10 protein-coding genes and 2 pseudogenes are annotated in these 10,926 nt (G+C 68.7%); 6 read left to right on the top strand and 6 right to left on the bottom strand.

Annotated elements, in window-relative coordinates; genetic code table 11:
• The first annotated feature begins 500 nt into the window (after positions 1 to 500).
• Together AB0D01_RS37460 and AB0D01_RS37455 are read left to right on the top strand one after the other, a co-directional pair.
• Complete coding sequence (locus AB0D01_RS37460) at positions 501 to 956, top strand: hypothetical protein (RefSeq protein WP_363063467.1); 456 nt, start codon at positions 501 to 503, stop codon at positions 954 to 956.
• A gap of 62 nt (positions 957 to 1,018) precedes the next feature.
• Positions 1,019 to 1,899, top strand: a pseudogene (locus AB0D01_RS37455) (transposase family protein).
• Positions 1,900 to 1,957: 58 nt separating this feature from the next.
• On the opposite strand, the gene AB0D01_RS37450 reads toward AB0D01_RS37455, so the two are convergent.
• Entirely contained in the window at positions 1,958 to 2,566 is a 609-nt protein-coding gene (locus AB0D01_RS37450) for a hypothetical protein (RefSeq protein WP_363063465.1), read from the bottom strand.
• Positions 2,567 to 4,405: 1,839 nt separating this feature from the next.
• Between AB0D01_RS37450 and AB0D01_RS37445 the strand changes: the two genes are divergently transcribed.
• The gene (locus tag AB0D01_RS37445) at positions 4,406 to 5,095 is read left to right on the top strand and encodes a hypothetical protein (protein WP_363063463.1); all 690 of its coding nucleotides are present in this window, start codon (positions 4,406 to 4,408) and stop codon (positions 5,093 to 5,095) included.
• A 127-nt stretch (positions 5,096 to 5,222) separates the two neighbouring features.
• On the opposite strand, the gene AB0D01_RS37440 is transcribed toward AB0D01_RS37445, so the two are convergent.
• From AB0D01_RS37440 to AB0D01_RS37425, 4 genes are all read right to left on the bottom strand, one after another.
• Positions 5,223 to 5,651: a hypothetical protein gene (locus AB0D01_RS37440; RefSeq protein WP_363063461.1), complete on the bottom strand. Its 429-nt coding sequence runs from the start codon at positions 5,649 to 5,651 to the stop codon at positions 5,223 to 5,225.
• 472 nt (positions 5,652 to 6,123) lie between these two features.
• Positions 6,124 to 7,239, bottom strand: a complete 1,116-nt coding sequence (locus tag AB0D01_RS37435; protein WP_363063459.1) for a hypothetical protein — start codon at positions 7,237 to 7,239, stop codon at positions 6,124 to 6,126.
• 119 nt (positions 7,240 to 7,358) lie between these two features.
• Complete coding sequence (locus AB0D01_RS37430; RefSeq protein WP_363063457.1) at positions 7,359 to 7,742, bottom strand: hypothetical protein; 384 nt, start codon at positions 7,740 to 7,742, stop codon at positions 7,359 to 7,361.
• A gap of 201 nt (positions 7,743 to 7,943) precedes the next feature.
• On the bottom strand, positions 7,944 to 8,432 hold the full coding sequence (locus AB0D01_RS37425; RefSeq protein ID WP_363063455.1) for a hypothetical protein: 489 nt from the start codon (positions 8,430 to 8,432) through the stop codon (positions 7,944 to 7,946).
• 233 nt (positions 8,433 to 8,665) lie between these two features.
• On the opposite strand from AB0D01_RS37425, the gene AB0D01_RS37420 reads away from it, so the two are divergent.
• Both AB0D01_RS37420 and AB0D01_RS37415 read left to right on the top strand, forming a co-directional pair.
• Entirely contained in the window at positions 8,666 to 8,884 is a 219-nt protein-coding gene (locus AB0D01_RS37420; RefSeq protein ID WP_363063453.1) for a DUF6192 family protein, read from the top strand.
• A gap of 161 nt (positions 8,885 to 9,045) precedes the next feature.
• Positions 9,046 to 9,780, top strand: a complete 735-nt coding sequence (locus AB0D01_RS37415) for a DUF6193 family natural product biosynthesis protein (RefSeq protein WP_363063451.1) — start codon at positions 9,046 to 9,048, stop codon at positions 9,778 to 9,780.
• Positions 9,781 to 9,839: 59 nt separating this feature from the next.
• Here AB0D01_RS37415 and AB0D01_RS37410 read toward each other — a convergent pair.
• A pseudogene (locus AB0D01_RS37410) lies at positions 9,840 to 10,034 on the bottom strand (transposase); the annotation flags it as partial.
• 185 nt (positions 10,035 to 10,219) lie between these two features.
• Between AB0D01_RS37410 and AB0D01_RS37405 the strand changes: the two are divergent.
• The gene (locus tag AB0D01_RS37405) at positions 10,220 to 10,888 is read left to right on the top strand and encodes a hypothetical protein (protein ID WP_363063449.1); all 669 of its coding nucleotides are present in this window, start codon (positions 10,220 to 10,222) and stop codon (positions 10,886 to 10,888) included.
• Positions 10,889 to 10,926 lie beyond the last annotated feature (38 nt).

The raw sequence follows: 10,926 nt of genomic DNA, 5'->3' as shown, positions 1-10,926 counted from the left end.
AGATCCGGAGGAGGCGGCCTACCTTTACGGCTTGACGGCTTAACTGCATGAGGTGTCCTTCCTCGCGATAGCCGAGGGGAGAGGTCTGTCCGTGTACCGGGGGCCGGCGGCCGCGCGTGGGGCGCCTCGTTCGGCCCAGGTGGTGAGGTCACTTTGTCTTTCGGGACTCACCGGTGAGTTCACCGGCTCGATCACCGATTCACTCACCCGCCGGTGAAGTCACCGAGGAACCCGCCACGGGACTCACCGGTCGGTGAGTTCACCGACCGCGCTCACCGGTGCACTCACTGAGTGGTGTGCATCGTGAAGTTGCAGGTCATGGGTCTGGTGTGCGCGGGCTTCGGGATACTCGGGCTGGTCGGCGGCCGGTGTCCACGGTGAAGATCGTCTGACTGGGCGGCTGGGGTGGTTTCTGGGGTTCTGCTGCGCCTGTCGTGAGGGTCCTCTTACGATCCGTCGCCATGCGGATAGTGCCATCGGATCGCGGGGAGGGAGCGGGGTTGTCCGAGCTGGAGCGGATCACGGCTCGCCGGGGCGAGCTGGACGTGCTCGCCGAGGAACTGGGCAAACGACTGGGCGAAGTCGAGGCGGAACGGGAGGAGCTGGTGATCGCTGAGCGGGTTCTGCTCCGGCTGGCCGAACAGGACCGGGCCGAGGCGGAGGCCGCCGTCGAGGTGGCTCCAGTGAAAGCGCAGGTGGCGGGGCGTGCGGTGCTGCTTGTCCCGCACCGCGGCGAGGCCCTGGGCGAGACCGCGCTGCCCGACGACTACCGGCGGATTCTGCGGATCGTTCGGGCCGGCGACGGTCCGGTGCAGGTCAGGGCGGTGGGCGAGGAGCTGGGGCTTGAGGTGGGGGTGCGCGGGAAGCTGGAGCCGCTGCGGGCGAAGATGACCAAGCTCGCCGATCGTGGCTGGTTGCACAAACGGCCCGACGGACGGTTCACCGTACGTCGGTAGCCACTCCGTGATGATGACGGGCTGGGCGTAACTGGCGGGCCCCCGGTGGCAGTTGAGTTTATGTGACGAAAAACAACGGTCTCACCGAGGGCCCTGACGGCCTTGTCTACACCGCTCGCCTCCGCTGTCGAGTGCCACCTTGAACTATCTCGCCACTTTGATACGCGGCCACCTGAAGAAGATCGGCTCACGCTGGCGTGCGCTGCCTGCGGGGAAGATCGCGGGGGTCGTGCTGGCGGTTCTGCGTTGTGACCAGCGGCCCGGCGATCTGGCCGGCGGAAACGGGGTGCACCGCACCACCGTCACCCGCTGGGTGCGCGAGGTCGTCGGCCTGCTGGCCGCCCGCGCTCCGCGCCTGGACCGCGTGCTGAAGAAGATCGCCCGATCCGGTGGCGGAGTCGTACTGCTGGACGGCTCGCTGATACGCACCCGGCGGCGCACGGGAAGCGAGAACCGGAAGAACAACTCGGGCAAGAGCAAGTGCCATGGCCTGCTCGTGATCGCGCTCACCGACGACAAGGGCCGCCTGCTGTGGGTCTCGGCGGCCAGGCCCGGCCGGACCTCGGAGATCACGGCCTGCCGCCACGACCACCTCACCGATCGCCTTCGCGCGGCCGGGCTCGGCGCGATCACCGACCTGGGCTTCGTCGGCCTCGATGACAGCAGCCTGGACGCCGACCCGGCGGTGATCACCGGATACAAGGCCGCCCGCAACCGGCCACTCACCCGCGGCCAGAAACGCTCCAACAAGGCCCTGGCCGCCGTCCGGGCACCGGTCGAGCACGGCTTCGCCCACCTGAAGAACTGGCGCGTACTCACCAAGGTCCGCACCAACCCGAAATGGGCGACCGCCCTGGTCAGGGCCCTACTGGTCCTCACGAACCGCGAAGTCTCCAGATGGCCGACGATCAACGCCGAAGTCATCCCGTCGCGACCAGCGTGAGTACCCCGAGCCCCGCGCACACCAGCCCCATGACCTGCAACTTCACGATGCACAATTCTCAGTGGAGGCGGTTGACGACGTTCTTGACAGTGACGTTCTTGAAGTAGTCGACCGGCGGGGCGCTCCAGTTACTCTCCCACTCGATGAGCGTCACGGTATCCCCGTCGCGGCCCACCCCGAACAAGTGGTTGTGGTAGTTGTCGTTGAATGAGTAGGTGACGCGCATGCCCTGGACGGTGGCTCCTTCTTCCACGTCCACCGTCCCGTAGTCGTAGCCCGTCACGATCGCGTTGGGGCCGTGGTCCGGAGACGTCGGGCAGTCTGCGTAGACCTGCCGTGCGTAGGCTGCGAAGGCGACCGCTTCCGCCTCCGTGTCGAAAAGGATGGTGTTCTGGCGGCCGGCGGCCGTCTCGGACGTTTGGACCTCGCGAGACCAGACGTTGATCTCCGGATCCGGCCATGAGCGGCCACACACAGGCGCGGTCCAGCCTCGTCGCGCGGCCATGCCGTACCAGGTGGTGCCGTCCTTGGGCATGTCCGAGAGGTAGACCATGCCCGGCCGCGGGCGCCATTCCACGGCGGCTGCCTCAGCCCCTGAACCAACCGACAGCAGCGCCGATACTGCGGCTGCCGTCACCGCTACCCGCAGTTTTTCTCGTCTCGCCATGAGATCCCCCTGATGGATATCTGTTCCCGAAAGCCGTGGCTCGTGTTGACCTCCCCCGGCCACGGGTTCAGAGTGCTGCCGCATCTGTCATACAAGGTGCTCATAGGTGCGGAATGGCGGGGACCCCACTCGTATCTGACCGGAACCGGCCGCGCCAGGAGCAGGCCGGTTCTGTATCCGCCCCGCCCACCACACCCGCCACGAGTGGGCCTGTCAGCCCCCGGGAGGAGCCACATGGGCAACCCCCGACCCCGTCGGTTCGCTGTCTGGGAACGCGGCAGGCCGGCACCCGCGGGGGCTGGGCCACGACCCCCGTCCAGCTCGCCGACGCCCTCGCCGCGTCGGTGACCAGCGAGGTCCGCACGTGGATCGGCGATCGACCAGGCCCTGCTGGTCCTCACGAACCGGGAAGTCGCCCGCTGACACCGACGCACACCAGGCCCGTGACCTGCAACTTCACGATGCACACCACTCATTGTGGGGAGGGTGGCGGTCTCGGGGGTCAGATTTCACGCATTCGGGTCCACCACCAGCACGACGTGGCCCAATCGATGTAGTTGGGCTCCGGCAAGGTGCGGCGCTCGAATTCCTCATCGATGCACGTGATCAGTCGACCCAAGTCCCGTCTGGCTCCGGGCGGAAGGTGCAGCATCGCCCACTCCAGGTCATCACGGGCATCCGCCAACCCGGGCGAATCGAACGCGGAGGCGTCCAGGTAGCGTCCGGGCTGTTTGAAAGCCCACTCGATACTTGAGAGTGCCTTGGCGACCGCGTTGGGCCACATCTCCTGGTCTTCGACCCGGCGGATCGCTGCACGAGTCCGCGCGGAGACACCGGGGACCCTCAGGACCGGATACTGCCATCGTGGCCGCCACCGCTCTGTGCGGACGGCCTTGGGACGCCTACGCGGCATCGCCCTTTCGGATCAACATGCGGCCATCCTGCCACGGCCGGGCACCTGCGTGCACTGGCTATACGCCGCGTCACCGCCACAGAACTTGAACGTGAGCCAGAGCCGTAAGTCGCCCACGTAGCCACGCCGAACGCCATGTCCCGTAGGGCGGACCGGCGGACCACTTCGAGCGGTACTCCTTCCCGCCCTGCGGAACAGCCCCCTGTCCGTCGCCCCGAGGCCGACGCCGCCGACGCAGTCTTCCGACGTATGGCAACGAGTCCGCAGAAAGGGGCGATGGTGGCATGGGCCCGCACGAAGCCTTCCGAGCTCCCAGGCCCGGGCGGTATCAACGGGACACAGCTCATGCTCACGGCCGAGTCCGACGACATCACGGCCATGCGTGAAGAGGGCGACCTGGGATCCTACATGCGCGTCCTGATCAGCCCCGCCCCCGCAGCATCCGCCCCCACACCCGAGCACTTCCTCGATCCGACCCACACCCCCGGGGCATGGCCCGCCCCGCGCCGACCGGTTCCCGGACGCGTGCAGGTCCCGGGAGACCCCGCCTACTGCGGTTGCCTCCAATGCCAAGCCCTGGGCGACCACGTCGAGTCCGACGCGTGCGCCTGCCCCTCCTGCACGCACCACACATCGCAGCTACCGCCTGCCCGCTCTTTGGCCTGACGGCGTCCGACTACCGCGCGAGGGGCGCCGGCGCCGGATTCCCCGGGCGCGGCTGCGGCAACACCTCCCCTCTCCGGCCTGAGTACCTGATCCATGTCCCTGCGGTGCTCTTGCTGCCGGGGCGTGTCCGTTGTCATGCAATCGAGGCGTTGCGGCAACGACGCGGCCGTCGTGGCTTTTTGGCCGTGGAAGGGCTGTCCCGCAAGGCTTCAAGCACCCCAGCGGTCACTCGTGGGGCGGCTGCGGACATCATGGCCCTCGTGACGAGCAGCCCGCAGACGCCTCCGGCCCGGATCCCCGGCTATGACGGAGGCCCCTTCCGCCACCAGCCCGAACTCCTGGATGAGCATCTGTTTTGGCAGGTCCACCTGCATCTGAGCGACACGCACGACCAGGAGGCGGGCGCGTTGCTGTCCCGGCTTCTGGGCGGTGACACCTGGCCCGTGTTCACGGTGCCGCTGGCCGGTGACCACCACCTGTATGTGGTGTATCGCGCCTTGGAGGGGGAGGCGGGCATCGACTACCTCGTGCACCACCCCGACTGGGATGCGGCCGAGACCTTGACGCGAGACGATGGGCATTTCATGGGCCCCGGCCTGTCCTGGGCCGAGCTGACCGCCGCAGCGGACAACGGCCTGCCCGGCGGCAGCACCACCGACCCCCACGCCCGACTACTCCTCCTGCTCCCGGCATTCGGCGACGACGCCCTCCCGGACGACGCCGTCGAGCGCCTGACCGCGGCGCTGCGCGCCCGAACCCGCGTCGAGGCGCCCGAGCGGATCGCCGCGACGCGTCTCGTGTATCAGGGGGAGTGGGGTCCCACGCACTGGACCACCGGCGAGGGCGGCTACCTGATCAACGACGGTGGCTACTCCTTCCGTAACCCCGCCCACAGCTTCGCCTGGCCCACTGCCCGCTTGGCCCAGATCGCAACCGCAATGACCCCCTGATCGCGGGGCTGAGGAACGCGGAAAGTCTCGTGTGTGTTCGCGGGAAGGAGGCCGGCCCGGTGCCCCTCCTGCGCGCTCCACACGTCGCAGATGTCGCCTGTCAGCTTTCTGGGCTGACGGTGTCCGACTACCGCGCGACCGGCGCCGGATTCTCCGGGCGTGGCTGCGGCACCCCTTCACCGAGACCGACGCCCACCCAGTCGCCGTGCTCTCCGTGGACGGCCAATCCATGCCGGGCCAGGCCCTGAAGGTGCCTGGCGGTCGTGCGCGGCGCGAACCCGGTCGCCTGACAGAGTTCCTCCATCGCGATCTCCCGCCCTGCGGCCTTCAGCGCGCTCCACGTCCGCTCGGCGGGCCGGCCGAGGCCTCCGTCCGCCTTGCCGGCGAAGACCGACGCCTGCGCCGGGAGCGCCGGGCCATCAACGGCCACCGCGCCCTGGAGGGGCAGCGGCGCGGGGGCGTTGCCGGCGCCGCTCTCGACGGCGGCCGGGGCCGAGGCGGCGGCTTCCGCAGCCGGCGTCAGAGCCGTCCGCGGCTCGAAACGGGAGCGGCCCACCGGCCGGGGGGGTCCGGTTCACCCGGCGGTGTTTGCGGCCCTTCTCACGCTTGCCCACGTCGGCTCCTCCAGTGGTTGGCGTCCAGCTACTGTCCTGACGAGCCTGCCGGCCCGTGGAACCGACTCGAGCCCCGACGGTGCGGAGATTCACTGACACGGACCAGCACCAGGGAGGCCGGCACCCTGACGGCCTGCGGTCCAAGCGATGGACATCACGTTTCGTGGGCCCACTCGCCCGACTCAGCTGCAGACCCCCCTCTCTCGCAGCAGCATGGGCAGAAATCCCGAGGCGGGCAGGGCACGCACGCCTCTGGTGTCCCTACCGCAGTACGGCACGTGGTGGCCGGCCGGCTTCCCGGACCCGGACGTCGCGGCGGTCCTGAGTACCTTGCGCGAACCGCGGTCCGAGTAGCCGACGCGAACACAGGCGCGGCCGGCTTCAACGTGCCCCTGTACCGATGTCCTTCTTGGGCTACGAGGAGCGGGGCCGGGGCGCGGGAGTCGACTGTGGCTGCCGTGGGTCCTGGTCCGGGGCGGGGCCTCGTACGGACGGTCTGGGGGGCGCCGTGGCCGCGCGGGCGGCGACGCCGTCCAACAATCGGTCCGCGACAGTGCGCAGCTCTTCGGCCCTTTCGGTGATGAGCTGTTCCCATGGCGTCAGCGGAGCGCGACGCGCCCCGGCCTCGTCGTATCGCTCCACATAGGTCTCACTCGCGGCCTCGGGATAGAGCGGGGGAACAGCGGCCTCGACGGGCGGATCGAAGACCACCGAGTGGAGGATCCAAGGAGCCGATATCCGGCGCCAGGACAACCCGGCCAGCTCCACCTGGACGTCACCGCCGTCGATGTACTCCAGATAGCTGCCCGCGCTCTCGTACTCGGGGACCTCGCCCTCGGACAGAGGACGGGCGTGGAAAGCGAGCTGGGTCGCGGGAAGACCTGGCCCCCGGCCACCTGCGGCGAGCTCGCGGTGCAGTGCGTCGTCGAGCGCGGCACCAGGGGATGTGTTCCACCATCCGGTGTGATCTTCGGGACGCGGCAGGTTGCCGTGGCCGACGTGGTCGAGCAGGGCGTGTGCCCGCCGCTCCGCCGGATGACGGCTGTCATGCACGTAGCGGTGCAGTCCCGGGGGCAGATACACCAGATGCCCGACGTGCAGGGGTTCCACGGCGGGGTCGATCACCGGCATGTCCTCCCGCCGGCGGAAGGACTGGTCGTGGCCGATGAACTCCGTCTCCAGCCGCTGCCGGTAGCGGTATTCGGCCGTACCGTGCCCGTCGAGGCCGAAATGCCTGTTCCACGACGCGTTACGGGACTTGTCGGCGGCCACCCGGCTGGCCATGAAGAAGGCCGCCCATTCCCCTGGAGGCCGGTTGTGGATGTTCCGCTCCGGTGCCGGATCGCGGTAGCGGTCCCACCAGTACGCACCGTCAACGGTTCGGACCCCGTGATTGATCCACGCGTCCGGATAGGCCTCGTAGACCGTGTCGACCAGCAAGGAGGCGAGGCCCCTTCCCCGGAAGCCGTCGAGTACCTCCAGCATCGACACTTCCACGGCAGCGCCTTGCGGGTGCGCGTGGAACTTCACGGATCCGGCTTGTCCGCCGTCCATCAGGGCGATGACCTGCCGGCCGGGCCAACGGTGTCCCGGTCCGGCCTTCCAGCCCGCCAACCGCAGCGACACCCCCTCCCAGCGCATCGCGCCGGTCATACCCGAGGCGCTCGGGCCGGACGGGAGGAGACCACCCGCGCCGTGACGTCGCTTCCGCTCTCGACCGCACGGGACACGGCCACGGCGACGGTCTCCTCCAGCCGTGCCCGGATTTCGTCAGGCGAAGCACCCGGCCACTGCGCGGGATCGACGTCGAACGCCGTCTGGATGACGAAGCGCAGCTCACCGGGACCGGCGGCCGGCAGGCTGGGAGCCGTCACGACTTCCGCGATGCAGGCGACCTCCCCGCGGGCATCGGGGGTGCTGCGTGAGTCGAACGCGATCTCACCGATTTCGCTCAGGCCCGTGACCAACTCGTCGACGGCTTCCGGCGGGCCCTTCAGCTCCACACGGGTGAACAGCGGCTGTGTACCGGACATCGGCCCTCCTTGACTCAACGGGGGAGCCCCCCCCGTAGATAACTCGACCGAAGGCAGGTGAAGTTCCCTTACCCAACGGTGTTCAGGGGCGGTCATCGGGCTTGTCGAGTCCCCGTGGCGGTGAGGAAATCCTCCAGCACCGCCACGGCTGGAGGTCGATCGACCGGACGCCGCCTCTCGAGGGCGCCGTGATGCTCGGGCCTACCGCCACTCCATGTCACGAGGGCCGGGCACCAAGGCCTGAGCCGCGCTGTGGAGTCTCTGGTGGAGCAATGTGGCGCCGTACTCGGGATCGGTGTACGCCAGATGCACGCCGCTCAGGACCAGTCCAGGTGCGGAGTGGTCATCCCAGACCACCACATACGCCGAGGAATCAGGAGCCCTGAGAGAGGAGAGAATGCCCCGTGTGCGGGTTCGGCCGGTGGCGGCGACGAGTTCGGCCTCGGTCAACGCCAGGTACCCGTTGCCCTCGATCCCGATCCTCTCGTGACCGAACCAGGCCTCCGGGTCGGCCCCCTTGGCCGGCGCGGGCTGCCTGTAGTGACGCAGGTGAGGAACCGTGGTGAGGACCTTCAAGGCACGGGCCTCCTCGGCGGCACGCTCGGCGGCGTGCTGTCCGCCCGTCTCGACGAACTCGCCGGCCGCTTCCAGGAGCGGTCCGAAGACGCCGTCGGCAGGCCAGGTGACCACCAACGACTGCCCGCCGGCGGGCGGAGTGCGGGGTGTGCAGGAGCGACCCGCTTCACGGAGCGCCGTGAGTGCCGCTTCCCATGCCGACTCCGAGACCTCGGCAGCTTCCGTCGAAAGACCGCAGAGTTCCGCGGCCTTCTGCAGTCGGCTCCGGGAGAGTTCCTCGTCCGTCGTCCGAACCGGTGCCTCAAACGGCTCGTGAAGGACTGCTTTGTGCCGGCAAGCTGCCCCGCATGGCGAACCAACTCATCAAGGATCTGGGGGAAATCGCGTCGAACCTCCCGGACGACGTCGCCCAGGTCCGCCAGGAGAACCGGGTGAGGGCCGTGGAGGAACTGACCCGCGACGAGCACGTCGCGGCCACCGTCACCACCGGCCTGCTGCGCAGGCCGGCCGTCGCTTTCAAGACCATGTCCGACGATTATCCGGACTACGGGTTGGCTGCCACCTGATCTCAATGAGGCCAGGTCCGCAGCGGTACGCCTGGATAGGTCGTTCTGCAGACGGGCTAATCGTGATGACCGGCATACCGGGCTGTTCCCAGGGTCAAAGAGTGGTGCGTGTGCCCGGTCCGCGAGACTCACGGGATGATCGCTGCGGCAGAATCAGATCCATGGCCACGTCAACTGATCCCGCTGCTCTGTATCCCGACGTCGCTACGGAAGGGAGCCTCGCCGCGGCGCTCCGAGCCGCCGCAATCAAGGACGGCTTCTCGGTCCCGTTCATCGCCTCGGAATCCGACCTGCTGCGTCATGCCGCCGTCGTGAGCACCGTTCCGCAACGGACGATCTTGGAGATCACCGCGTGGGTAGCCGAACGGCGGTGGTCAATCCGCGGCTGCGAGTCATTCCAAGGTATGGCACTGATCGACGGAACCACGCAGGACCTGGCCCAGGTCGCCCGGGCGGCGCAAGCCTGGCACGACGGGGCAGCGCTGACCGACATCTCCCGAGCCGCGTCGTTCGTGCACCTCACTGGCCGCTTCGAGGTGGCCAACCACGATCCGGTGCGACTGGCCGAGTCCGAGTGGCAGCACCTGCTCACGGAGGCAGACGAAGTGGACTGGCCCGAGTATCGCGCGCTTGTGGAGGCGGCATATGCCGAACCGGCACTGCGTGGGCTCTACCCGTTCACGAGCCATCGGACGCTGCGATTCTCCACCAGTACCCGCCCTCGCCTCACGGTCATTCCGCTTTGCTTGGACGCGCATCGGGACACCCGCTACACCCTCAGTGCCAGCATCATGGGTGAGGTCCTCGTCGACACGATCACGGTGGCGGACGCCGTGTCGACAGCCGTGCGCCATCTGCCTTCCGGCCTTGGACCTGTCACTTCTGGAGCCGCCTGAGAAGCGCCTGCTCTCGGGTGGAAGGGTGACCCAGGGCGGGAGTAGGGCTCGCCGGTCGCGAGGACGCGTCCGACGTCGTAGCGGGTGGCGGGCCGCTGGTTCTTCAAGCCGGGTGGGCGGCCGGGGCCGGGCCGAGTGGGTTTCGGTGCACGGGTCGGCGTGCCCGTCTTCGTGTGTAGGTTCCTGAACCCTCGGCGGACCCGGGCGGGGGTGAGTTTGTTCGGTTCCGCCAGGCGTTGCCAGGGGCGGCGGAGATGCCCTCTGGCTGGCCTGGCAGGAGCTCACCGACCCTGTCACCTGCGGCTACACCGGTTCCGCTCGGAACTGACCCGCGGATACGGAATCCGAGGAATCGATTGGCCATCCGGGCCGCAGGGCAGGTAGACAGACGCTGTATCCGCAGGCAGGCGGCCTGCGGGCAGAGCGAAGGACAGACACAGTGTCGCGTATAGGACGATCCAAGCAGCCGGCCACCCTGGCGATGGTCATGGTCGCCGCGGCCGCTCTCGCCGGGTGCTCCTCGGCCGACGGTACGGCGGATCGGGCCGCGGCCACTGCGAGCGCCTCCTCGGGCACCTCCCCGAGCAGCTTCCCCACCGCGTCCGCATCGGCTTCTTCCTCCGCGGCTCCGTCCAGCGCCCAGAGCCCGCAGTCGACGCGGGACTGGCCGGACGTCTTCACCGTGATCCAGAAGTGGAAGGACCAGCCCCGGGGAGTCGGCGCTCCCGACGCCGAGGCGATCCATTCGAAGTCGGTCGACTTCCTCAACGACACCGAGAGCCGCTACGGATCCCAAAAGGGCTCCAAGTGCTGGCCTGAACGGCCTACTTCGCTCACCCCGCTCTGCGCCGCCAACGCCGCCAAGGCTGCCGAGACCGCGAAGACCTCACTGTCATGGATCGCCCACGAGGACCCACGCTCCTTCACCACCCTGCGCGCGAACGCCGACAAGGTCACCAAGGCCGCCGGATTCTACACGTCCCACTCCTGTGCAACCGCGCCCGCGGGGCAGGCCGAACGCGACGCATGCTGGGATGCCGGCTGGATCATCGCCCACGCCTACCCCCTCCTGCGCGACGGGTTCATCGCCGGCCTCCAGGCTCGCTGACCCGGAACGGCGCCGTCCCTCCCGCATCACCGCCCCTG

This window comes from Streptomyces sp. NPDC048606 (assembly GCF_040650855.1).
Classification (GTDB): domain Bacteria; phylum Actinomycetota; class Actinomycetes; order Streptomycetales; family Streptomycetaceae; genus Streptomyces.
This window is presented reverse-complemented; position numbering and strand designations above follow the sequence as displayed.

Bases quoted from the DNA above. Each gene is read 5' to 3' on its own strand.
- AB0D01_RS37420 (WP_363063453.1), top strand. From the start codon at position 8,666: ATGGCGAACCAACTCATCAAGGATCTGGGGGAAATCGCGTCGAACCTC.
- AB0D01_RS37430 (WP_363063457.1), bottom strand. From the start codon at position 7,742: ATGTCCGGTACACAGCCGCTGTTCACCCGTGTGGAGCTGAAGGGCCCG.
- AB0D01_RS37415 (WP_363063451.1), top strand. From the start codon at position 9,046: ATGGCCACGTCAACTGATCCCGCTGCTCTGTATCCCGACGTCGCTACG.
- AB0D01_RS37450 (WP_363063465.1), bottom strand. From the start codon at position 2,566: ATGGCGAGACGAGAAAAACTGCGGGTAGCGGTGACGGCAGCCGCAGTA.